Annotated in this window: 22 protein-coding genes; 13 read left to right on the top strand and 9 right to left on the bottom strand. The window is 51.2% G+C overall.

From position 1 onward, the window contains the following. The first annotated feature begins 275 nt into the window (after positions 1-275). Both cbpA and cbpM read left to right on the top strand, forming a co-directional pair. A complete protein-coding gene (gene cbpA / locus E0D98_RS04420) occupies positions 276-1,196 on the top strand; it encodes a curved DNA-binding protein (protein ID WP_000420629.1) in 921 nt (306 codons plus the stop codon). Beyond that, positions 1,196-1,501 carry a chaperone modulator CbpM gene (cbpM, locus tag E0D98_RS04415; RefSeq protein ID WP_000024560.1) on the top strand — a complete coding sequence of 102 codons (306 nt, stop codon included), beginning with the start codon at positions 1,196-1,198 and terminating at the stop codon, positions 1,499-1,501. Before cbpA ends, cbpM begins: the two co-directional genes overlap by 1 nt. Before the next feature lie 92 nt (positions 1,502-1,593). On the opposite strand, the gene torD is transcribed toward cbpM, so the two are convergent. From torD to torC, 3 genes are read right to left on the bottom strand one after another with little or no spacing between them, the layout of a single operon-like run. Next, positions 1,594-2,193, bottom strand: a complete 600-nt coding sequence (gene torD / locus E0D98_RS04410; RefSeq protein WP_000209869.1) for a molecular chaperone TorD — start codon at positions 2,191-2,193, stop codon at positions 1,594-1,596. Next, on the bottom strand, positions 2,190-4,736 hold the full coding sequence (gene torA, locus E0D98_RS04405) for a trimethylamine-N-oxide reductase TorA (protein WP_001062098.1): 2,547 nt from the start codon (positions 4,734-4,736) through the stop codon (positions 2,190-2,192). Before torA ends, torD begins: the two co-directional genes overlap by 4 nt. Further along, on the bottom strand, positions 4,736-5,908 hold the full coding sequence (gene torC, locus E0D98_RS04400; protein ID WP_001230242.1) for a pentaheme c-type cytochrome TorC: 1,173 nt from the start codon (positions 5,906-5,908) through the stop codon (positions 4,736-4,738). The genes torA and torC overlap by 1 nt, the downstream gene beginning before the upstream one ends. A 129-nt stretch (positions 5,909-6,037) precedes the next feature. On the opposite strand from torC, the gene torR reads away from it, so the two are divergent. Next, the gene (gene torR / locus E0D98_RS04395) at positions 6,038-6,730 is read left to right on the top strand and encodes a two-component system response regulator TorR (RefSeq protein ID WP_001120112.1); all 693 of its coding nucleotides are present in this window, start codon (positions 6,038-6,040) and stop codon (positions 6,728-6,730) included. Here torR and torT read toward each other — a convergent pair. Next, the gene (gene torT / locus E0D98_RS04390) at positions 6,703-7,731 is read right to left on the bottom strand and encodes a TMAO reductase system periplasmic protein TorT (RefSeq protein ID WP_001264955.1); all 1,029 of its coding nucleotides are present in this window, start codon (positions 7,729-7,731) and stop codon (positions 6,703-6,705) included. The two genes, torR and torT, sit on opposite strands and share 28 nt — an antisense overlap. Before the next feature lie 82 nt (positions 7,732-7,813). Here torT and torS point away from each other — a divergent pair, with 82 nt between their 5' ends. Then, the gene (torS, locus tag E0D98_RS04385; RefSeq protein ID WP_001307096.1) at positions 7,814-10,558 is read left to right on the top strand and encodes a TMAO reductase system sensor histidine kinase/response regulator TorS; all 2,745 of its coding nucleotides are present in this window, start codon (positions 7,814-7,816) and stop codon (positions 10,556-10,558) included. 71 nt (positions 10,559-10,629) lie between these two features. Continuing rightward, positions 10,630-11,703, top strand: a complete 1,074-nt coding sequence (locus E0D98_RS04380; protein ID WP_000829668.1) for a 4Fe-4S binding protein — start codon at positions 10,630-10,632, stop codon at positions 11,701-11,703. A 47-nt stretch (positions 11,704-11,750) separates the two neighbouring features. Here E0D98_RS04380 and E0D98_RS04375 read toward each other — a convergent pair whose 3' ends face one another. The 4 genes from E0D98_RS04375 to cspG are packed head-to-tail and all read right to left on the bottom strand — an operon-like array spanning position 11,751 to position 12,530. Beyond that, entirely contained in the window at positions 11,751-11,924 is a 174-nt protein-coding gene (locus E0D98_RS04375; protein WP_001019197.1) for an addiction module toxin, GnsA/GnsB family, read from the bottom strand. Further along, the gene (ymcE, locus tag E0D98_RS04370; protein WP_001316982.1) at positions 11,914-12,144 is read right to left on the bottom strand and encodes a protein YmcE; all 231 of its coding nucleotides are present in this window, start codon (positions 12,142-12,144) and stop codon (positions 11,914-11,916) included. Before ymcE ends, E0D98_RS04375 begins: the two co-directional genes overlap by 11 nt. Continuing rightward, the gene (locus tag E0D98_RS04365; protein ID WP_071524879.1) at positions 12,119-12,307 is read right to left on the bottom strand and encodes a cold-shock protein; all 189 of its coding nucleotides are present in this window, start codon (positions 12,305-12,307) and stop codon (positions 12,119-12,121) included. The genes ymcE and E0D98_RS04365 overlap by 26 nt, the downstream gene beginning before the upstream one ends. A 10-nt stretch (positions 12,308-12,317) precedes the next feature. Then, positions 12,318-12,530 carry a cold shock protein CspG gene (cspG, locus tag E0D98_RS04360; RefSeq protein ID WP_000066490.1) on the bottom strand — a complete coding sequence of 71 codons (213 nt, stop codon included), beginning with the start codon at positions 12,528-12,530 and terminating at the stop codon, positions 12,318-12,320. A gap of 285 nt (positions 12,531-12,815) precedes the next feature. Here cspG and cspH point away from each other — a divergent pair, with 285 nt between their 5' ends. The 8 genes from cspH (at position 12,816) to etk (ending at position 21,184) form a co-directional block, all read left to right on the top strand. Continuing rightward, positions 12,816-13,028 carry a cold shock-like protein CspH gene (gene cspH / locus E0D98_RS04355; RefSeq protein WP_000087763.1) on the top strand — a complete coding sequence of 71 codons (213 nt, stop codon included), beginning with the start codon at positions 12,816-12,818 and terminating at the stop codon, positions 13,026-13,028. 441 nt (positions 13,029-13,469) lie between these two features. After that, the gene (locus E0D98_RS04350; protein WP_001295358.1) at positions 13,470-13,775 is read left to right on the top strand and encodes a threonine-rich inner membrane protein GfcA; all 306 of its coding nucleotides are present in this window, start codon (positions 13,470-13,472) and stop codon (positions 13,773-13,775) included. A 106-nt stretch (positions 13,776-13,881) separates the two neighbouring features. After that, a complete protein-coding gene (gfcB, locus tag E0D98_RS04345) occupies positions 13,882-14,526 on the top strand; it encodes a lipoprotein GfcB (protein WP_001247610.1) in 645 nt (214 codons plus the stop codon). After that, positions 14,523-15,269, top strand: coding sequence for a capsule biosynthesis GfcC family protein (locus E0D98_RS04340; RefSeq protein ID WP_001038062.1), 747 nt, complete (start codon positions 14,523-14,525; stop codon positions 15,267-15,269). The genes gfcB and E0D98_RS04340 overlap by 4 nt, the downstream gene beginning before the upstream one ends. Beyond that, a complete protein-coding gene (locus E0D98_RS04335) occupies positions 15,269-17,365 on the top strand; it encodes a YjbH domain-containing protein (RefSeq protein WP_000742348.1) in 2,097 nt (698 codons plus the stop codon). The genes E0D98_RS04340 and E0D98_RS04335 overlap by 1 nt, the downstream gene beginning before the upstream one ends. Before the next feature lie 45 nt (positions 17,366-17,410). Beyond that, the gene (locus tag E0D98_RS04330; RefSeq protein ID WP_001295357.1) at positions 17,411-18,550 is read left to right on the top strand and encodes a polysaccharide export protein; all 1,140 of its coding nucleotides are present in this window, start codon (positions 17,411-17,413) and stop codon (positions 18,548-18,550) included. Continuing rightward, complete coding sequence (gene etp / locus E0D98_RS04325; protein WP_000057871.1) at positions 18,538-18,984, top strand: protein-tyrosine-phosphatase Etp; 447 nt, start codon at positions 18,538-18,540, stop codon at positions 18,982-18,984. The genes E0D98_RS04330 and etp overlap by 13 nt, the downstream gene beginning before the upstream one ends. Before the next feature lie 19 nt (positions 18,985-19,003). After that, entirely contained in the window at positions 19,004-21,184 is a 2,181-nt protein-coding gene (etk, locus tag E0D98_RS04320; protein WP_000208650.1) for a tyrosine-protein kinase, read from the top strand. Between the two features lie 114 nt (positions 21,185-21,298). On the opposite strand, the gene appA is transcribed toward etk, so the two are convergent. After that, on the bottom strand, positions 21,299-22,597 hold the full coding sequence (appA, locus tag E0D98_RS04315) for a bifunctional acid phosphatase/4-phytase (RefSeq protein WP_001300464.1): 1,299 nt from the start codon (positions 22,595-22,597) through the stop codon (positions 21,299-21,301). Positions 22,598-22,674 lie beyond the last annotated feature (77 nt).

Genomic DNA, 22,674 nt, shown 5'->3' with positions numbered 1-22,674 from the left:
GTATATTACTACTCATATATAGCGCCTATAAAATTTAATAAATAATGACGCCCCAGTTAAACTTAAAGTGCCTGGTTCCACTATCAAAAATCGCTCACCCTTTTTCACCTGTTTGAAATATGTTCAGCACCCCACCTTGAGGCGACCTCCTCTCCGCGATGATTTCAATAACATATTCTGTGTTGGCATATGAAATTTTGAGGATTACCCTACACTTATAGGAGTTACCTTACAGGGGTTCCTTCAATTTGTGTTGATTTACGCGAGATAACGCTATGGAATTAAAGGATTATTACGCCATCATGGGCGTGAAACCGACGGACGATCTCAAGACAATCAAGACCGCCTATCGTCGACTGGCCCGCAAATACCATCCTGATGTCAGCAAAGAACCGGATGCCGAAGCCCGCTTCAAAGAGGTCGCTGAAGCCTGGGAAGTGTTAAGTGATGAACAACGTCGCGCTGAGTATGATCAGATGTGGCAACATCGCAACGATCCGCAATTTAACCGTCAGTTCCATCATAGCGACGGTCAGAGTTTTAACGCCGAAGATTTTGACGATATCTTCTCGTCAATTTTCGGTCAGCATGCCCGCCAGAGCCGTCAACGCCCCGCCACACGCGGCCACGATATTGAAATCGAAGTGGCGGTATTCCTCGAAGAAACGCTTACTGAGCATAAGCGTACCATCAGCTATAACCTGCCGGTTTATAACGCCTTTGGCATGATCGAACAGGAAATTCCGAAAACGCTGAATGTCAAGATCCCGGCGGGCGTCGGCAATGGTCAACGCATCCGTCTGAAAGGCCAGGGGACGCCGGGCGAAAACGGCGGTCCAAATGGCGATTTGTGGCTGGTGATTCATATTGCGCCACATCCGCTGTTCGATATTGTCGGCCATGATCTGGAAATTGTAGTGCCGGTTAGCCCGTGGGAAGCGGCGCTGGGTGCTAAAGTCACCGTTCCAACACTGAAAGAAAGCATTTTGCTGACTATCCCGCCAGGCAGCCAGGCCGGGCAACGATTGCGCGTTAAAGGCAAAGGTCTGGTGAGCAAAAAACAGACCGGCGATCTGTATGCGGTACTGAAAATCGTGATGCCGCCGAAACCGGATGAAAACACTGCCGCGCTGTGGCAGCAACTGGCAGACGCCCAGTCGTCTTTTGATCCACGTAAAGATTGGGGGAAAGCATAATGGCTAATGTTACGGTGACTTTTACTATTACCGAATTTTGCCTGCATACCGGCATCTCTGAAGAGGAGTTGAATGAAATTGTCGGTTTGGGGGTGGTTGAACCGCGTGAGATCCAGGAAACAACCTGGGTATTTGACGACCATGCCGCCATCGTGGTGCAACGCGCAGTACGCCTGCGTCATGAACTGGCTCTGGACTGGCCGGGGATCGCGGTGGCGCTGACGTTAATGGATGATATTGCGCACCTGAAGCAGGAAAACCGCCTGCTGCGCCAGCGACTTTCCCGGTTTGTAGCTCATCCGTGATGTGTGTTTGCCGGATGTGATGACGCATCCGGCAACTGCCCCATAATGCCTGATGCGACGCTAAACGCGTCTTTTCAGGCGCACAAACGACGTTATCTGTTTTGGTGGTCGCTCTCCACTAACACCAGCAATAACTGGCTTAGTGCCGCGTAAAAACCAAAGCTGTCATACTGACGACAACGCACAACAAACTCTGGTAACCATTGCCACAGCGCCGTCAGTGTTTTTTGCCGCAAACTGTCGATTCTTCGCGCAGGAACGGTCCCCTCTCCCAGCGAAAAATGCAGATGGCTGAGCAATTCGAGATAGATCGCCAGATGATCTGCCGGTTCGTTGAAATTGCCGCTGGTTTCCATCCCTGCCTCAACTAACAAGCGTTTAATCTCTTGCTCGTCCTGTTTGTAGGCCGATGCATACGGCAGCGCCGCTTGTTTGTCGGTCATCAGAAACAGGCCGCAAAAGTCAGCGGCCAGTTCCAGACGGGCATCGTCACGTACTGTCAGCGTGGCAATACAGTTTTCCAGCTCATTCACCGCCGCAGCCAGCGGCGGTTCGCTTTTCAGCAACGAAAACCATTCAGCCATCTGCGCACTGGCGATTTGCGTCAGTTGTTCATCGTCCAGTTCACGGGAGAACAACTGCGCCAGCCAGGCGTAAACACAGGCAATCTGTTGTGCTGTCAGCGTGGTCATGATTTCACCTGCGACGCGGGAACATATTCGCACTGCGCCACCATCTCCACAGGGCCGTTAAACGCCGTCACCTGCTCCACGGCTCCATTGTACTTCTCAATTTCCACCAGCGTAGTGTGCGCACTGGTCGCCTGCGCCAGCTGCGAAGTACCGATGTCGATGGTCAGCACGTTGGGGTTACCGTATTTGCACAGCGCACCAGGCTCGCCGCCTTTATCTGGATCGTACCATGCCCCTTCGTGAATTCGTGCCACGCCGGGTGCATAGCGGTCAGAAACTACTGCCCCTGCCAACACCTGACCGCGAGCGTTAAAGACGCGTACCACATCACCGTTACGAATACCGCGCGCGCTGGCATCCTGCGGGTTAATGAACACTGGCTCTTTACCCGCTACCGTATATTGCTGACGCAGAGTTTCCGACTCACATAACTGCGAGTGAAGTCGGAAATCCGGATGCACAGATTGCAGATGCAACGGATACTTCTGCGAGCCGGGCCCACCGTGGGAGCGTTCGATTTTCTCAAACCACATCGGATGCCCCTGACAATCGTCGTAGTTCATATCGGCGATGGTTTTCGAGTAGATCTCAATCAGGCCACTCGGCGTGCCCAGCGGTTCGAGATCCGGATCTTCGCGGAATGCCTGGTGGCGAACAAACATCTGCGGATGGTCAAACTCGACGTACTCTTTGTTATTCCAGAAGTCATCAAACGCTGGCAGATGAACGCCGCGTCCTTTGCCTTGTTGTACACCTTCCTGCCAGATGCGTTTCAGCCAGCCCATTTCGTCCAGCCCTTCGGTAAAGGCTTCTTCGCGATTAAAGCGACGGCACAGCTCGCGGAAAATATCAAAGTCGTTGCGCGCCTCGAACTGCGGCGGCACCACCTGTTTCATGGCGATAATGCCACGGTTGGAGTGGTTGCCGTACTGGTCGAGATCGTTACGCTCAAACTGCGTGGTCGCAGGCAGCACGATATCGGCAAAGCGGCAGGTTGAGGTCCACTGGTTATCTATGGCGATAACCGTTTCCAGCTTGCGCCAGCCTTCAATAATGCGGTTGATCTGCTGATGGCGATGGAATGGGTTAGTTCCGGCAAAAATACACATTTTCAGCGGCGGCAGTTTTACCGATTTACCGTTCCAGTTGATCACTTTCCCCGGTTCGAGGATCGCATCGATAAAACGGGCAATCGGAATGGTGCTGCTGTAGCCTTTGTAATCACTGTTGTCGTGAACAGGCGGAATCGACGTAGAGCCGGAGAAACCACTCAGAATAACGCCTTTACGCCCCGGCGTGCCTGCGCCGTTATAGTGCCAGCCAAAACCAAAGCCACCACCTGGCAGGCCAATTTGCCCCAGCATCGCCGCCAGAACCACAATCATCCACGCCCACTGTTCACCGTGCTGCATACGCTGCACGCACCAGCCAGCAATAATTTGCGTTCTGTTCGCCGCCATCTGCCGCGCCAGCCCACGAATGCTTTCGGCATCAATGCCGGTCAGTTTTTCAGCCCATGCGGCATCTTTCGGCTGACCGTCTTTCTCACCCAGCAGGTACGGCAGGAACTGCTCAAAACCCACACAGTAGTTAGCGAGGAAGTTTTTGTCGTACAGGTTTTCACTGTACAGCGTATACGCCAGCGCCAGTTGCAGCGGCACATCAGTTTGCGGGTTAACCGCAATGTGCTTCACATGCTCGCGCCCCAGATACTCATGGGTGGATGTGACAACCGGATCGATGCTGATGACCTCAATTTCACCGGCGGCGACTTTCGCTTTTAGCTGCGCGTAATATTCATAAACATCGTGATCCGGGCACCACCAGTTCGCTTGCTGGTTTTTCAGCAAATCAGAGCCCCACAGCACAATGGTTTTGCTGTTCTGCAATACCAGCGGCCAGGAGGTTTGCTGTTCATACACTTCCATTGAGCCAACCACGCGCGGCAGGATCACCTGCGCAGCACCGGTAGAGTAATCTCCGCCCGTACCAACGCTATTACCATGCAAGGCAATAGCTTTCGCCAGCATCCCCGAAGCGTTATGGAACATCCCCGTCGATTGCCAACCACTGGCGGTCAGCAAGGCACTCGGCCCGTGAGTTTTCTGCACGCGTTCCAGTTCTTCATAGAACATGTCGAGGGCTTCATCCCAGCTCACGCGCACAAAACGGTTATCACCGCGCTGGGAGGTATCGCTGAGATGGCGCTTACGCAGCCAGTCCACGCGTACCATCGGATAACGAATACGCGCCGCGTTGTGTACGTGATCCGGCAATCCGGCAATCATTTTCGACGGATATTTATCCAGTTCGAACGGTTTTGCCGCCACAAAGCGACCATCCTTCACCGTCGCGCGGATAGCCCCCCAGTGCGACCCGGTAAGAATGCCCTCTTTCGAGATGACAGCGTCAGTCGCCGCTTGCGCCGCAGTCGCACGGCGCGGCGTTAACAATGACGGCCCCAGCATCCCGGCGACGGTTAAGCCGCCGAGTTGTGCCAGAAAACGCCGACGTGATGCCTGAAAGAGATCGTTATTGTTCATTATTTTTCTTCCTTCTTATCGCCGTGAGCCTTACCTGCGGTGTCAGACGCATTCATTTGCAGATATTTCAACAAGGTGCGTTCTTCACGTTTATCGAGACTGGTAAAGCCAATCATGCCGTTGAGCGTGCCGATCCAACCGTTAGCGTCAAAGTGGGCGATTTCCGGTGCGCCGTGGCACTGGTTACAGGTGCCGTTGTACAACGAATCCGCATAAGCCCAGATCGGTTTGATATCGTTCACCATGTCGCCTTTCTTCATCCACGCAGTGGCCTGCAACTTGCTCCACTCGGTATTGGTGTCGGCAACGGTGGTTTTCTCCAGCGTTTTTACCTGCTGCTGCACATCACCACGAATCGAGGCAACAAAGATGCGTTTACCTGGGAATTGGGTGAGTACACGCTGACGTCCGGCGCTTTCCGTCCAGCCGGTAATTTCAATTTGCAGCCAGTCGCCGTCACGTTTAAGGACTTTCACTTCCGAAGCAGGCAGCAGAGAACCAGAGGCTTCTTTATCGCCTTTCGCCGCATAAATTGGCTTAATATCAATAGAGTACAGCGTGTCACCACTGTCATTAGCACTGGCGCGCAGCTCATCGAACTGCTTACGGAAGCCGCTACTCATATCCGGTAACTGGTGGGCAATACCTTTATGACAGTCGATGCAGGATTGATTATCTTTCGCTGCCACCTTCATCTGACGTGCCGCTTCAGGATGCTGCTTCGCATGATCCATCGCATCGTAGTTATGGCAGGAGCGGCAGGTTGCCGAGTTGTTTTCTTTCATTCGCGCCCATTCACGCTCGGCAAGTTCCGCGCGTTTGGCTTCGAATTTTTCAGGTGTATCAATGGAGTGAGCAATAAAGGTCTGGTAGATATCATTGCTCGCTTCCAGTTTGCGCTTCACCATGCCTGGAATATCCGGCGGGATATGACAGTCATGGCATTCAGCTCGCACGCCGGAGGCGTTCTGGAAATGCACCGACTGTTTATATTCTTCATACACCGGTTGCATACTGTGGCAACTGACACAAAATTCGGTTGTGCTGGTGACTTTGATCCCAACGTGTGGCAATACAATCAGCGCAATGCCAATCACAATCCCAATTGCGACCAGCGCCAGTACCGACCAACGAGCACTGGGTCGGCGTAGCGCGTTCCAGAGTTTCCGCATAATAGCCCCTGTAAAATTATGGTTTAGTGAAGCGATCTTAATGAGCAAATATGAACAGCGGCACTGGTCAGGATGAACGGCTTACGGCAGAATATGAACAGATATGAACAGAATGAGTAAAACCCTCTGATGCCACATCACATTGTTATTGTTGAAGATGAGCCGGTTACCCAGGCGCGATTACAATCTTACTTCACTCAGGAGGGGTATACCGTTTCCGTTACAGCGAGCGGTGCCGGGCTGCGGGAAATTATGCAGAATCAGCCGGTAGATTTAATTCTGCTGGATATCAACTTACCCGATGAAAATGGCCTGATGTTAACCCGCGCCCTGCGAGAACGCTCAACGGTGGGGATTATTCTGGTTACCGGACGCAGCGATCGGATTGACCGTATTGTTGGGCTGGAAATGGGCGCAGACGATTACGTCACCAAACCGCTGGAACTGCGCGAACTGGTAGTACGGGTGAAAAATCTGCTCTGGCGAATCGACCTCGCGCGACAAGCTCAACCGCACACTCAGGACAACTGCTATCGCTTTGCCGGTTATTGCCTGAATGTGTCGCGCCATACGCTGGAGCGGGATGGCGAGCCGATTAAACTGACCCGCGCAGAGTATGAAATGTTGGTGGCATTTGTGACGAATCCGGGCGAAATTCTCAGCCGTGAACGTCTGCTACGTATGCTTTCTGCGCGTCGGGTGGAAAACCCTGACCTGCGCACCGTCGATGTGTTAATTCGTCGTTTACGTCATAAACTCAGCGCGGATTTACTGGTGACGCAACATGGTGAAGGTTATTTCTTAGCCGCTGATGTGTGCTGATAAAAATAGACCGGACGAAATCCCCCAGGTGACAGCGAGCGGCGAATATGTTCACGGTCGGCATTTTTCGGCGTCAGAACTAAAATCGGTGGGCTGACATTATCAGACACCGATTGCCCCTGTAATTGCCTGATGGCCTGCTCAACCGCCAGTTCCCCCTGCCAGACCATTTGATCGCTGGCAGCCATAATCACTCTTCCCCGCTTCAGCCCGCGATACACCTGATGTGAAAGATAAAACGACACCACGGTAAGCGGCGTTTTCAGGTTACGCCCTTCACCCATTGCCGCCTCTGCCGCAATGGCCGTTCCGGCAACGACGTCGATTTCTGGGTGGCGTTCCAGCATCTCCTGCAACAGGTTACGCTGGATTTCAATATCGTTATCACCAAGCGCAATATCAACAATACGCACCGGGCTTCCGGCAATGGCTGCGCGAAAACCCTCGACCATCTCTTTACTGCCCCCGGCATTATCGGGTCCGGGCATCAACAGCACGTTCAGTGGTTTACCGTGCGCCCATTGCACCAAATATCGCCCAGGTTGATAGCCCATCTGAAACCAGGGTACACCAACGCGGCTTTTCACCAGGGGATCATCAAGAGCATTTACCAGTTCGATCACCGGCAGATTTGCTACCTGCTTTTGCAGGTCGGGAAATGACGTAGTGCTACTACCGAGCAAAATGGCCTCTGCGCCCCACTGTTTACACTGGTCGATTTGTGCTTGCTGGGTAGCCAACTGGCTGTAGCCGCCTGCCTCCAGCACTTTTAAATCCACACCATAGCGGCGAGCTGCCTCCTGCATACCATAGTTCAACGATAACCAGTATGAATCTTTCAGGCTGGGATAAAGCGCGCACAGTTTCCATGCGCGTTTGGCTTTAAGCGGCGTAGAGGCTTGCACCGTGTAATGCTGCGCATCATGCCAGCGCAACAGGTTATCAGCCGAAAATGCCGATAACATGAAAAGGGAAAGAAGTAAAAATAGCAGTACGCGCATGATAGCCTCATCAATAATAAGGCTTTATGCTAGATGCATTCCGCTTTGCGACTCAACCTTTTTCACCTTAAGTGCACCGACCGTGAATTTAACCCTGACCCGAAGACTCTGGATGGGCTTTGCCCTGATGGCGCTGTTAACCCTGACCAGTACCCTGGTGGGATGGTACAACCTGCGCTTTATCAGCCAGGTGGAAAAAGACAACACTCAGGCATTGATTCCTACCATGAATATGGCGCGCCAGTTGAGCGAAGCCAGCGCCTGGGAACTTTTCGCCGCGCAGAACCTGACCAGTGCCGATAACGAAAAGATGTGGCAGGCGCAGGGGCGAATGCTCACCGCACAAAGCCTGAAGATTAATGCGTTGCTGCAAGCGTTACGGGAACAAGGTTTTGATACCACCGCTATTGAACAACAGGAGCAGGAGATCTCCCGTTCATTACGTCAGCAAGGGGAACTGGTGGGGCGGCGTCTGCAACTACGCCAGCAACAACGGCAACTCAGTCAGCAGATAGTCGCTGCCGCCGATGAGATCGCACGCCTGGCGCAAGGTCAGGCGAATAATGCGACAACTTCCGCTGGAGCGACCCAGGCCGGGATTTACGATTTGATCGAACAAGATCAGCGTCAGGCTGCTGAAAGTGCACTCGATCGGCTGATTGATATCGATCTTGAGTATGTTAACCAGATGAATGAACTGCGCCTTAGCGCTCTGCGGGTGCAGCAAATGGTGATGAATCTGGGGCTGGAGCAGATCCAGAAAAATGCACCAACGCTGGAAAAGCAGCTCAATAATGCGGTGAAAATTCTGCAACGTCGGCAAATACGCATTGAAGATCCGGGAGTTCGTGCGCAGGTCGCAACAACGTTAACTACCGTTAGCCAATATAGCGATCTACTGGCGCTGTATCAGCAGGACAGTGAAATCAGCACTCACCTGCAAACTCTCGCCCAAAATAACATCGCCCAGTTCGCGCAGTTTAGTAGCGAAGTCAGTCAGCTGGTCGATACCATTGAGCTGCGTAATCAGCACGGACTGGCGCATCTGGAAAAAGCGAGTGCACGCGGGCAATACAGCCTGTTATTGCTGGGAATAGTTTCTCTTTGCGCACTGATTCTGATCCTCTGGCGCGTGGTTTATCGCTCAGTCACGCGTCCACTTGCCGAACAAACGCAGGCGCTGCAACGGCTGCTGGACGGTGATATTGACTCCCCTTTCCCGGAAACCGCTGGCGTACGGGAGCTGGATACCATCGGGCGGCTGATGGATGCGTTTCGCAGCAATGTTCATGCACTGAATCGCCACCGCGAACAGCTGGCGGCGCAGGTCAAAGCGCGTACAGCTGAATTGCAGGAACTGGTGATAGAACACCGACAGGCACGGGCGGAAGCAGAAAAAGCCAGCCAGGCAAAATCGGCGTTTCTGGCGGCGATGAGCCATGAGATCCGCACACCGCTGTACGGTATTCTCGGCACTGCTCAACTGCTGGCAGATAACCCCGCACTTAACGCCCAGCGTGATGATTTGCGGGCAATTACTGACTCTGGTGAATCGTTGCTGACCATCCTCAACGATATTCTCGATTATTCCGCTATCGAAGCAGGTGGCAAGAATGTTTCGGTCAGCGATGAGCCCTTTGAACCGCGCCCGCTGCTGGAAAGTACCCTGCAATTAATGAGCGGACGGGTGAAAGGTCGCCCGATTCGCCTGGCAACGGCAATTGCCGATGATATGCCGTGCGCGTTAATGGGCGATCCACGACGTATTCGTCAGGTTATAACCAACCTGTTGAGCAACGCCCTGCGTTTTACTGACGAAGGGTACATTATCCTGCGTAGTCGCACTGATGGCGAGCAATGGCTGGTCGAAGTGGAAGACAGCGGCTGCGGTATTGATCCCGCGAAACTGGCAGAAATCTTCCAGCCATTTGTGCAGGTAAGCGGCAAACGCGGCGGCACCGGGCTGGGGCTGACTATCAGTAGCCGTCTGGCCCAGGCGATGGGCGGCGAACTGAGCGCCACCAGCACGCCGGAGGTTGGAAGCTGTTTTTGTTTACGCTTGCCGTTACGTGTTGCCACGGCACCCGTGCCAAAAACAGTCAATCAGGCGGTGCGTCTTGACGGTTTACGTTTGCTGTTAATTGAAGATAACCCGCTAACCCAGCGAATTACCGTTGAGATGCTGAACACCAGTGGTGCGCAGGTTGTTGCTGTTGGCAATGCCGCGCAGGCTTTAGAGACACTGCAAAATAGCGAACCGTTTGCTGCCGCACTGGTGGATTTTGATCTGCCGGATGTCGACGGCATTACGCTTGCCCGACAACTGGCACAGCAATATCCGTCGCTGGTTTTGATTGGCTTTAGCGCCCATGTCATTGACGAAACGCTGCGCCAGCGTACCAGTTCATTATTCCGCGGGATTATCCCTAAACCGGTGCCGCGTGAAGTGCTCGGTCAGTTACTGGCGCACTATCTCCAACTGCAAGTCAATAACGATCAATCGCTGGATGTATCGCAACTCAATGAAGATGCTCAGTTAATGGGGACGGAGAAGATCCACGAATGGCTGGTATTATTTACACAACATGCCCTGCCGCTTCTCGATGAAATCGACATTGCCCGCGCCAGTCAGGATAGCGAGAAAATAAAGCGTGCCGCGCATCAGCTAAAAAGCAGTTGCTCGAGTCTGGGAATGCGTATCGCCAGCCAGCTATGCGCACAACTGGAGCAGCAGCCATTATCTGCCCCCCTTCCACACGAAGAAATTACACGCAGTGTTGCCGCTCTGGAAGCATGGTTGCATAAGAAAGACCTGAACGCGATTTGAATCAATATCAGCCAGTTAAGAACAACTAGAATAGTGGCATTTGGTATACAACTTAACGGACTGGCAAAATCATGGCAGAGAATAAAAGAACCCGCTGGCAGCGGCGGCCAGGCACGACGGGCGGCAAATTACCGTGGAATGACTGGCGTAATGCCACGACCTGGCGTAAAGCGACGCAATTATTACTGTTGGCAATGAATATTTATATTGCCATCACGTTCTGGTATTGGGTGCGCTATTACGAAACGGCAAGTAGCACGACATTTGTCGCCAGACCGGGAGGTATCGAAGGCTGGCTACCGATTGCCGGGCTGATGAATCTGAAATATAGCCTTGTAACAGGTCAGTTACCGTCCGTCCACGCCGCCGCGATGCTGTTATTGGTCGCTTTTATCGTCATCAGTCTATTACTCAAAAAGGCCTTTTGCTCATGGTTATGCCCGGTTGGTACGCTTTCTGAATTAATCGGCGATCTCGGTAACAAACTGTTTGGTCGGCAATGTGTCCTTCCCCGCTGGCTGGATATTCCTCTGCGCGGCGTGAAGTATTTGCTGTTGAGTTTTTTTCTCTATATCGCGTTATTGATGCCCGCTCAGGCGATTCACTATTTTATGTTGTCGCCCTACAGCGTGGTGATGGACGTTAAAATGCTCGATTTCTTTCGTCATATGGGGACCGCGACATTAATCAGCGTGACCGTTTTGCTGATTGCCAGCCTGTTTATTCGCCATGCCTGGTGTCGTTATCTTTGCCCATATGGCGCGCTGATGGGCGTGGTTTCGCTATTGTCGCCGTTTAAGATTCGTCGCAATGCCGAAAGTTGTATCGACTGTGGCAAATGCGCAAAAAATTGCCCATCACGGATCCCGGTCGATAAATTAATTCAGGTACGAACAGTGGAATGTACCGGCTGTATGACTTGCGTAGAGTCATGTCCGGTAGCCTCAACATTGACCTTTTCACTGCAAAAACCTGCGGCAAATAAAAAAGCCTTTGCGTTGTCTGGCTGGTTAATGACGCTACTGGTTCTGGGGATTATGTTTGCGGTGATTGGTTACGCAATGTATGCGGGAGTATGGCAAAGCCCGGTACCGGATGAATTGTACCGACGCTTAATTCCACAAGCGCCAATGATTGGTCACTAAATTAGCAACAAGCGGAACATCACCTCGCACGGGTGATGTTCACAAAATCACATTATTTTGATTTTGACATCATAACTTTCAAGCCCGGTCATTTTTTCTCGTGCGGTGAAGCGAATTTCAGAGACTTCTTTCCCTGTATTCTTGTTCAGCTCGGCGATTTTTTGCGCGATAAAGTCGGCGATTTCCGTTTCGGCTTGTTTTTTTAACTCTTCAATATTCACTGTTAACCTCTTCTGGTCTTGAAAGACAGCAACACGCCAGTAAGGTGTTGGTTCCCGGTACCCTGGTCAGGTAAGAAATGTTATAAGCCATCTCCCCGAAAGATTCAATAATCAACAGGTTATCGCTTACTATACATACAGCGTTGAAGAAAAATAAGGCAGATATAAAAAAGGCTCCACGAGGGAGCCTGATATTATTTTGTGAAATCCAGCGGCGCATGGTCCGTGCGTATTTGCAGCGCGACGTTATCAAAGGTGATCATCGTCGATTTACAAAAAATACACTTAGCGCCCAAAGGGTTTCGCTCCGTCACATCGAATGCCGATGTACGGTACTGTGAACCATGACAACATGGACAGCGGAAATGGAGATGTTGAGTAATAACGGCAACCTTAGAGCGTAACAACGTTCGCTGCCGCGGGGCCACGTTGCCCCTGCTCAATAGAAAATTCAACTTTCTGATTTTCGTTCAGCGTGCGGAATTCATTGCTCTGGATGGCAGTGAAATGGACGAAAACGTCTTTGCTGCCATCATCAGGAGTGATAAAGCCAAAACCTTTATCTGCGTTAAACCATTTTACTAAACCAGTCATTTTATTAGACATATTTTACTTCCTTCATTTTGGGCCTTTCGGCAAACAGGGCTTTAATACAGAAACTACTTAGTGTTCAGGAGAGAGACTCAAAAGAAGGGGATAATGCCTGATAATGAGAACTGCTTTAGTAAACTACTTTGTATGCTGTCTGTCTTTCAAACCGACGCAGCTATTAACGCATGATAATTGAGATTAAGCAAATTTTATTTTAGCCGTCCGGCGGTCTTAAATATCGCTGGCTTTATTTTATTAACCCCGTATAGTGCAGCGCAGTATTTTCAGTAAGGAATTTGTTTGTCCCGTAAAATGACAGGAATTGTCAAAACCTTTGATCGCAAAAGCGGCAAAGGATTCATTATCCCCTCCGACGGTCGTAAAGAAGTTCAGGTCCATATTTCCGCATTCACTCCCCGCGACGCAGAAGTGCTTATACCAGGATTACGTGTGGAATTTTGCCGCGTAAATGGCCTGCGAGGACCAACAGCGGCAAATGTTTATCTCTCTTAATATGACGCTGCTTGTTTAAAGCTGACTGGTTTTATTGGAATAGTGCAATAGTCAACATCATACATTATAACATCAGTTACTTTTCCACAAAGAAACTAATCCATTTAAGCGAATATCTCTGCACCTAATAGTTATAAATGCCATTTAACAGCCAGTTATAGTACCACTTGAAACTATATTACCAACAATAATTAATAGCTTTCGTAACAATTTCCTTATCTTTAATTTGTATTTTGCTAAGATTTATCTTATGCTCACAAGTCGTATTTCCAGAGGGGGATAGTTAACAATCTTATATTTCCCTCTGCGCGCCTTTCCTACCCGCAGTATATAGTGCAAGCGGTATGAGGAAAGGGAGATTTCACAAGGATGTTATACTCAAAGTAGACAATCCTGATCTCAAGCGTACGTATTGTCCATGCGATGAATAAAGGAAAAGTTATGAAACACAAGCTTTCTGCAATCCTTATGGCCTTCATGTTGACGACGCCAGCTGCGTTTGCTGCCCCTGAAGCAACAAACGGGACCGAGGCAACGACGGGTACTACTGGCACCACAACGACCACTACCGGCGCAACCACGACTGCTACTACCACTGGTGGCGTGGCTGCTGGCGCTGTCGGCACGGCGACAGTTGTCGGTGTGGCAACGGCTGTTGGTGTGGCGACGTTGGCAGTTGTTGCAGCAAATGACAGTGGCGATGGCGGTTCTCATAACACCTCAACCACCACGTCCACTACACGCTAATACTGCTTTAACGCGTCGAAATTAAAGTTAAATGATACCCGGTTGCGATATTCGTACCGGGCTTTAGAGATTTGCATTTTTTTAATTAACCTTTCAAGGATTAAAGGTGCGCCCTCTTATTTTATCGATTTTCGCACTATTTCTTGCGGGATGTACGCACAGCCAGCAAAGTATGGTCGATACATTTCGCGCCAGCCTTTTCGATAATCAGGATATCACCGTAGCGGATCAGCAGATCCAGGCGTTGCCTTATTCCACGATGTATTTACGCCTTAATGAAGGGCAACGAATCTTTGTGGTACTGGGATATATAGAACAAGAACAAAGCAAATGGTTATCCCAGGATAACGCCATGCTGGTTACCCACAATGGACGTCTTTTAAAAACCGTCAAACTTAATAATAATCTGCTGGAAGTGACAAATTCCGGGCAGGACCCTCTGCGTAACGCGCTGGCAATAAAAGATGGCAGCCGCTGGACGCGCGATATTCTCTGGAGTGAAGACAACCATTTTCGCTCTGCGACCCTGAGTTCTACTTTTTCCTTTGCTGGATTAGAGACGCTGAATATTGCGGGTCGCAATGTGCTGTGTAATGTCTGGCAGGAAGAGGTGACTTCCACGCGGCCAGAAAAACAGTGGCAAAACACATTCTGGGTCGATTCGGCTACTGGCCAGGTTCGTCAAAGTCGGCAAATGTTAGGCGCAGGGGTTATTCCCGTAGAAATGACGTTTCTTAAACCCGCACCATGAATAAATTACAGTCGTATTTCATTGCCAGCGTACTTTACGTAATGACACCCCATGCCTTTGCGCAAGGAACGGTGACTATTTATCTGCCTGGCGAACAACAGACACTTTCCGTTGGCCCCATGGAAAATGTTGTCCAGTTGGTGACACAACCGCAACTGCGCGATCGCCTCTGGTGGCCTGGTGCCTTGCTGACCGACTCTGCGGCGAAAGCTAAAGCGCTTAAAGACTACCAACATGTCATGGCACAGCTTGCTTCCTGGGAAGCAGAAGCTGACGACGATGTGGCGGCAACGATTAAATCCGTGCGCCAGCAGTTACTCAATCTCAATATCACTGGTCGCTTACCGGTCAAACTGGACCCTGATTTTGTACGAGTGGATGAGAACAGCAATCCCCCGTTGGTCGGGGACTATACGCTCTATACCGTACAGCGTCCGGTGACTATTACTCTGCTGGGTGCGGTTTCTGGGGCTGGGCAATTGCCTTGGCAGGCAGGCCGTAGCGTTACCGATTATCTGCAAGATCACCCCCGCCTTGCAGGCGCGGACAAGAATAACGTTATGGTGATTACGCCTGAGGGTGAGACTGTCGTCGCCCCTGTTGCCCTGTGGAATAAAAGACATGTGGAACCACCGCCTGGCAGCCAGCTTTGGTTGGGCTTTTCTGCGCATGTACTGCCCGAAAAATATGCTGATTTAAATGACCAGATTGTGTCTGTTTTAACGCAACGTGTTCCTGACTGATGAAGAAGAATTCTTATCTTTTAAGCTGCCTGGCCATTGCCGTCTCCAGTGCCTGTCATGCTGAAGTATTAACCTACCCGGATCCGCTGGGTTCGTCGCAATCAGACTTTGGCGGCACAGGATTGTTGCAGATGCCAAATGCGCGCATCGCACCGGAAGGTGAATTCAGCGTCAACTACCGGGATAACGATCAATACCGGTTCTACTCCACCTCCGTGGCGCTGTTCCCATGGCTGGAAGGCACCATTCGTTATACGGATGTGCGCACACGCAAATATAGCCAGTGGGAAGATTTCAGCGGCGATCAGTCATACAAAGACAAATCATTCGATTTTAAACTTCGCCTGTGGGAAGAAGGTTACTGGCTACCGCAAGTGGCGTTTGGCAAACGTGATATTGCTGGTACGGGTCTGTTTGACGGTGAGTATCTGGTGGCCAGCAAGCAAGCGGGGCCATTTGATTTCACCCTCGGGATGGCATGGGGCTACGCCGGTAATGCGGGCAATATTACCAACCCGTTTTGCCGGGTGAGCGATAAATATTGTCATCGCGCAGAGTCTCACGATGCGGGCGATATCAGCTTTAGCGATATCTTTCGTGGCCCGGCTTCCATCTTTGGCGGCATTGAGTATCAAACGCCGTGGAATCCCCTGCGTCTGAAACTCGAATACGATGGCAACAATTACCAGAATGATTTCGCTGGCAAACTGCCTCAGGCAAGCCATTTCAACGTCGGCGCAGTTTATCGCGCTGCCAGCTGGGCAGATCTCAACCTGAGTTATGAACGCGGTAACACGTTGATGTTTGGCTTCACGTTACGGACCAATTTCAACGATCTGCGCCCTGCCCTGCGCGATACGCCAAAACCGGCATATCAACCTGCGCCTGAATCTGAAGGATTGCAGTACACCACAGTAGCGAACCAACTTACCGCGCTGAAGTACAACGCAGGTTTTGAAGCACCGGAAATTCAGCTGCGCGATAAGACGCTGTATATGTCTGGTCAACAATACAAATACCGTGATTCTCGCGAAGCGGTCGATCGTGCCAACCGGATTCTGGTGAATAACCTGCCGCAAGGCGTTGAGAAGATTAGCGTGACGCAAAAGCGCGAGCATATGGCGATGGTGACTACCGAAACCGACGTAGCCAGCCTGCGCAAACAGCTGGCTGGTACAGCGCCTGGTCAATCAGAGCAACTTCAACAACAACGTGTTGAAGCAGAAGATCTTTCTGCCTTTGGTCGGGGCTACCGTATTCGTGAAGATCGCTTTAGCTACTCTTTCAACCCAACACTTTCACAGTCGCTGGGCGGCCCGGAAGATTTCTATATGTTCCAGCTGGGGCTGATGTCCAGTGCCCGCTACTGGTTTACCGACCACCTGCTGCTTGATGGCGGTATTTTCACCAATATTTACAACAACTACGACAAGTTTAAGTCTTCGCTGTTGCCCGCGGACTCTACCCTGCCCCGCGTGCGCACGCATATCCGTGACTACGTTCGCAATGACGTTTATCTCAACAACTTGCAGGCGAACTATTTTGCTGACTTAGGCAATGGTTTCTATGGCCAGGTGTATGGCGGTTATCTGGAAACGATGTATGCCGGTGTCGGTTCCGAGCTGCTTTATCGCCCGCTAGATGCCAGCTGGGCGCTGGGTGTGGACGTTAACTACGTGAAGCAGCGTGACTGGGACAACATGATGCGTTTCACCGATTATTCCACGCCAACAGGTTTCGTGACGGCTTACTGGAACCCGCCGACGCTCAATGGCGTACTGATGAAACTTAGCGTTGGGCAATATCTGGCAAAAGATAAAGGCGCAACGATCGACGTCGCCAAACGCTTTGACAGCGGCGTGGCGGTAGGGGTATGGGCGGCAATCAGTAACGTATCTAAAGATGACTACGGCGAAGGCGGCTTTAGTAAAGGTTTTTATATCTCGATTCCATTCGACTTGATGACCATTGGACCTAACCGCAACCGCGCGGTGGTTTCGTGGACACCATTGACGCGTGATGGTGGACAAATGCTGTCACGCAAATACCAGCTCTATCCAATGACGGCAGAGCGAGAAGTACCGGTTGGACAATAACCTGACGTAATTCATAACATTACATTGACTGATAAATATAAACCAATGAAAAAGAACATTTTTAAGTTTTCGGTACTGACATTGGCTGTTCTGTCTTTGACAGCATGTACCCTTGTTCCTGGTCAGAATTTATCGACCAGTAACAAGGATGTCATTGAACTACCTGACAATCAGTATGACCTGGACAAAATGGTCAATATCTATCCCGTCACGCCAGGATTGATTGATCAGTTGCGCGCCAAACCGATTATGTCGCAGGCTAACCCGGAGCTGGAGCAGCAAATCGCAAACTATGAATATCGTATCGGGATTGGTGATGTGTTGATGGTTACGGTCTGGGATCACCCGGAACTAACCACCCCCGCAGGGCAATACCGTAGCGCCAGTGATACCGGCAACTGGGTTAACGCCGATGGTGCGATTTTCTACCCCTATATTGGTCGCCTGAAAGTGGCCGGGAAAACACTTACCCAGGTACGCAACGAGATTACAGCGCGTCTCGATTCAGTCATTGAAAGCCCGCAAGTCGATGTCAGCGTCGCGGCGTTCCGATCGCAAAAAGCGTACGTCACCGGCGAAGTCAGCAAATCGGGTCAGCAGCCGATTACCAATATTCCTCTGACCATCATGGATGCGATTAACGCCGCGGGCGGTCTGACCGCAGATGCAGACTGGCGCAACGTGGTGCTCACCCAGAATGGCGTAAAGACCAAAGTGAACCTCTATGCGCTGATGCAGCGTGGCGACTTGCGCCAGAACAAACTGCTGCACCCGGGCGATATTTTATTTATTCCGCGCAACGATGATCTGAAAGTCTTCGTGATGGGTGAAGTGGGTAAACAGAGCACGCTGAAAATGGACCGCAGCGGTATGACCCTGGCGGAAGCGCTGGGTAACGCTGAGGGTATGAATCAGGATGTCGCTGATGCGACGGGGATTTTTGTTATTCGTGCAACGCAAAACAAGCAGAATGGCAAAATCGCCAATATTTATCAGCTGAATGCGAAGGACGCATCGGCAATGATACTCGGAACGGAATTCCAGCTTGAACCTTACGACATTGTTTATGTCACTACCGCGCCGCTGGCTCGTTGGAACCGTGTGATTTCTCTGCTGGTACCGACGATTTCCGGGGTGCATGACCTGACAGAGACTTCACGGTGGATTCAAACATGGCCCAACTAAAATTTAACTCAATCCTGGTGGTTTGTACCGGCAACATTTGCCGTTCGCCCATTGGCGAGCGCTTGCTGCGTAAACGTCTGCCGGGCGTAAAAGTCAAATCGGCAGGTGTTCATGGTCTGGTAAAACACCCTGCAGATGCGACAGCGGCAGATGTTGCCGCTAATCATGGCGTATCTCTTGAAGGACATGCCGGACGTAAGCTCACTGCTGAGATGGCACGAAATTACGATCTGATTCTGGCAATGGAGTCGGAACATATTGCTCAGGTTACCGCAATTGCTCCCGAGGTCCGCGGGAAGACAATGCTGTTTGGGCAATGGCTGGAACAGAAAGAGATCCCGGATCCCTATCGTAAAAGTCAGGACGCATTTGAACATGTCTACGGTATGTTGGAGCGCGCCAGTCAGGAATGGGCGAAGCGCCTCAGCCGGTAATTTGAGTTTATAAAATACGATGACAACTAAAAATATGAATACGCCACCAGGCAGCACTCAGGAAAATGAGATCGATCTGCTTCGTCTGGTCGGCGAGTTATGGGATCACCGTAAGTTTATTATCAGCGTGACCGCGTTATTCACGCTGATCGCTGTCGCTTACTCGCTGTTAAGTACACCAATTTATCAGGCAGATACTCTGGTCCAGGTTGAGCAAAAACAGGGCAACGCCATTCTCAGCGGCCTGAGCGATATGATCCCTAACTCATCGCCCGAGTCTGCACCGGAGATCCAACTGCTGCAATCGCGCATGATTCTCGGTAAAACCATTGCTGAACTGAATCTCCGCGACATAGTTGAGCAGAAGTATTTTCCGATTGTGGGTCGCGGCTGGGCGAGATTAACCAAAGAAAAACCAGGTGAGCTGGCGATCAGCTGGATGCATATTCCACAACTGAATGGTCAGGATCAGCAACTGACACTCACGGTTGGGGAAAACGGCCACTATACACTGGAAGGTGAAGAGTTCACCGTCAATGGTATGGTCGGCCAGCGTCTGGAAAAAGATGGCGTTGCGCTGACTATCGCGGACATTAAGGCCAAACCAGGAACACAGTTTGTCCTGAGCCAGCGTACCGAACTGGAAGCGATTAACGCATTGCAGGAAACCTTTACCGTTAGCGAACGCAGTAAAGAAAGCGGGATGCTGGAACTTACCATGACTGGTGATGATCCCCAGTTGATTACTCGTATTCTGAACAGCATCGCTAACAACTATTTGCAACAGAATATCGCTCGCCAGGCGGCGCAGGATTCACAAAGCCTTGAATTCTTACAGCGCCAGTTACCTGAAGTGCGCAGCGAGCTGGACCAGGCGGAAGAAAAACTCAACGTTTATCGCCAGCAGCGCGATTCGGTTGACCTTAACCTGGAAGCCAAAGCCGTTCTTGAGCAGATTGTGAACGTTGATAATCAACTCAATGAGCTGACCTTCCGCGAGGCAGAGATCTCCCAGCTGTATAAGAAAGATCACCCAACTTATCGTGCGCTGCTGGAAAAACGCCAGACGCTGGAGCAAGAACGCAAACGCCTGAATAAGCGGGTATCGGCAATGCCTTCCACCCAACAGGAAGTGTTGCGTTTAAGTCGTGACGTAGAAGCGGGCCGTGCGGTATATCTGCAATTACTTAACCGCCAGCAGGAGTTGAGTATTTCGAAATCCAGTGCCATTGGTAACGTGCGGATTATCGACCCGGCAGTCACTCAGCCGCAGCCAGTGAAACCGAAAAAAGCGTTGAATGTGGTGCTTGGTTTTATTCTTGGCCTGTTTATTTCTGTGGGTGCCGTGCTGGCGCGTGCGATGTTGCGTCGTGGTGTAGAAGCCCCGGAACAACTGGAAGAGCACGGCATCAGCGTTTATGCCACTATCCCAATGTCCGAGTGGCTGGATAAACGCACCCGTCTGCGTAAGAAAAATTTATTTTCTAATCAGCAGCGCCATCGTACTAAAAATATCCCCTTCCTGGCGGTGGATAACCCGGCGGATTCTGCTGTGGAAGCCGTACGTGCGCTACGAACCAGTCTGCATTTCGCTATGATGGAGACGGAGAATAACATTCTGATGATCACCGGTGCGACGCCAGACAGTGGTAAAACGTTTGTCAGTTCAACTCTGGCAGCGGTGATCGCCCAGTCCGATCAAAAAGTGTTATTTATTGATGCCGACTTACGCCGTGGTTATTCGCATAACCTGTTTACCGTGAGTAATGAACATGGCTTGTCGGAATATCTGGCAGGTAAAGATGAGCTCAACAAAGTGATCCAGCATTTTGGCAAAGGAGGCTTTGATGTGATTACTCGCGGTCAGGTGCCACCTAACCCGTCTGAACTGCTGATGCGCGATCGGATGCGTCAATTACTGGAATGGGCGAACGACCATTACGATCTGGTGATTGTCGATACGCCGCCGATGCTGGCGGTGAGTGATGCCGCGGTCGTGGGGCGTTCTGTTGGCACCAGCCTGCTGGTTGCGCGTTTTGGCTTGAACACCGCCAAAGAGGTGAGTTTGTCAATGCAGCGTCTGGAACAGGCAGGCGTCAATATTAAAGGCGCTATCCTCAATGGTGTGATTAAACGCGCCAGCACCGCTTACAGTTACGGCTATAACTATTACGGTTATAGTTACTCCGAGAAAGAGTAAAACTGAAAGTGGCCGGATGCGGCGTGAACGCCTTTTCCGGTCTACGCATTAGACAGTTCTTCGTTTGTCATCAGCCTCAGAGCATTCAGGTAACTGAATGCTCTTTTTTATGCATTACAAACTGCACGCCGGTATGCGTGCTTCATTCACGATTTGCGTAAAACCTGCCAACGAACACATGCCCTGCGCATTTCGCTCTTCACATCCTGCCAGGGTCAGTTTCACCTCTCCGGGCGGCGTATTTAATGACAGCGGCGTTTTATCACGCATCTGCTGTAAAGTCTGGAAGACCAGCGAAACCTGAATCCACTGGCTGTTATCGCTTAGCCGACGCCAGCGTTCAAACACCAGTTCACCACCTGGCGGCGTGTTATCCGGCTGACCGGGAAGCGTCCAGTTGAGCTCCAGTGCGCCGCCGAGATTTGCCAGATTAGTATCGTGTCCGGCGATAAACAGCACTGAAGTGGGTAATGTCACACCATACGCCTGTTTTTGCGGTGGATGGGGCGTCAACGCTGTCTTGATCAAATCTAATAACGGGGTGGCGCGGCTGCGGGCAACCTCTGGCGTGCGTTGTAGCAAATAAAATTGCGCGTTATGCAAACTTAGCAAGGTGTTCCACTGGTGTGAATCGGTGATCCTTCCCCACCCCGGCTCCGGCATTCCCTGTGCTTGTTGCAGGAGAAATATCTCCGTCAGCATTGATGCGAGGCTTACCGCACCGGTTAATGAGACATTGTCGGCGCTCACCTTGAGTTCCGATGGTAATGCCTGCGTTAATGAACAGCTTTCGTCCTGTTTCTCACGTTTAAGGCACAAGTTTGATTGCGGAAAATTAAGCACCCGTTCCAGTTCGCGAAACGCCGTTTGCCGATGCCCGGTAAAGTCAGCAATTGACCCTCCTGCCCTGCTGAGGATCGCGTCAGTCACGTTCGCGTTATCCAGTTGGCAAACGCCAGTTTTTAGAGGATTAAATAACGGATCGGGACTGGACGTATCTGCCTGGGTATGTACGGTTATTGCACAGTCAGGTGCCAGCCCGGCGGCGAAGGCTTCGCCTGTTTTACGGGTACGCTCGTCGACATCAGCAATAATCGCGACCTGACCAGACTGCGGGCAGCCCTTTTTCGCCAGCAATCCGTCGGCTACCAGACGCTGGCGTTGGTAATGTCCGAGATAGGCGATTAGCTCACCACCGCGCGGTGTCAGCCAACCCAGTTTTACCGGCCAGGTTGGCCATGCGTCTGGGGTGACATCCTGCATCAGTTGCGTGGCCTTGGTTGGAGCACGCACACCATGACGACTGACAATCACCACACTTTCCAGCTTCAGCTCCGGCTCACTCTGAGCGAATGCAGATTGCGGGGTTAACGGAATCAGAAGAGATAAAAATGGGATTAAGATCGCTTTCATCGATATGTTTCCGCTTTTCATATCTGACATTATTGATTGCCTGATGCGATGCTAATGCGCCGCATCAGGCCTACGTT

The sequence above is a fragment of the Escherichia sp. KCJ4928 genome, from assembly GCF_004352695.1.
Lineage (GTDB): Bacteria > Pseudomonadota > Gammaproteobacteria > Enterobacterales > Enterobacteriaceae > ECMA0423.
Note: the sequence above shows the minus strand (reverse complement) of the source record. Positions and strands in the feature narration are given on the sequence as shown.

Excerpts from the sequence above, each read along its gene's own strand:
- cbpA (WP_000420629.1), top strand. The coding sequence starts at position 276 with ATGGAATTAAAGGATTATTACGCCATCATGGGCGTGAAACCGACGGAC.
- cbpM (WP_000024560.1), top strand. The coding sequence starts at position 1,196 with ATGGCTAATGTTACGGTGACTTTTACTATTACCGAATTTTGCCTGCAT.
- torD (WP_000209869.1), bottom strand. The coding sequence starts at position 2,193 with ATGACCACGCTGACAGCACAACAGATTGCCTGTGTTTACGCCTGGCTG.
- torA (WP_001062098.1), bottom strand. The coding sequence starts at position 4,736 with ATGAACAATAACGATCTCTTTCAGGCATCACGTCGGCGTTTTCTGGCA.
- torC (WP_001230242.1), bottom strand. The coding sequence starts at position 5,908 with ATGCGGAAACTCTGGAACGCGCTACGCCGACCCAGTGCTCGTTGGTCG.
- torR (WP_001120112.1), top strand. The coding sequence starts at position 6,038 with ATGCCACATCACATTGTTATTGTTGAAGATGAGCCGGTTACCCAGGCG.
- torT (WP_001264955.1), bottom strand. The coding sequence starts at position 7,731 with ATGCGCGTACTGCTATTTTTACTTCTTTCCCTTTTCATGTTATCGGCA.
- E0D98_RS04380 (WP_000829668.1), top strand. The coding sequence starts at position 10,630 with ATGGCAGAGAATAAAAGAACCCGCTGGCAGCGGCGGCCAGGCACGACG.
- ymcE (WP_001316982.1), bottom strand. The coding sequence starts at position 12,144 with ATGCGCCGCTGGATTTCACAAAATAATATCAGGCTCCCTCGTGGAGCC.
- cspG (WP_000066490.1), bottom strand. The coding sequence starts at position 12,530 with ATGTCTAATAAAATGACTGGTTTAGTAAAATGGTTTAACGCAGATAAA.
- E0D98_RS04350 (WP_001295358.1), top strand. The coding sequence starts at position 13,470 with ATGAAACACAAGCTTTCTGCAATCCTTATGGCCTTCATGTTGACGACG.
- E0D98_RS04340 (WP_001038062.1), top strand. The coding sequence starts at position 14,523 with ATGAATAAATTACAGTCGTATTTCATTGCCAGCGTACTTTACGTAATG.
- E0D98_RS04335 (WP_000742348.1), top strand. The coding sequence starts at position 15,269 with ATGAAGAAGAATTCTTATCTTTTAAGCTGCCTGGCCATTGCCGTCTCC.
- E0D98_RS04330 (WP_001295357.1), top strand. The coding sequence starts at position 17,411 with ATGAAAAAGAACATTTTTAAGTTTTCGGTACTGACATTGGCTGTTCTG.
- etp (WP_000057871.1), top strand. The coding sequence starts at position 18,538 with ATGGCCCAACTAAAATTTAACTCAATCCTGGTGGTTTGTACCGGCAAC.
- etk (WP_000208650.1), top strand. The coding sequence starts at position 19,004 with ATGACAACTAAAAATATGAATACGCCACCAGGCAGCACTCAGGAAAAT.
- appA (WP_001300464.1), bottom strand. The coding sequence starts at position 22,597 with ATGAAAGCGATCTTAATCCCATTTTTATCTCTTCTGATTCCGTTAACC.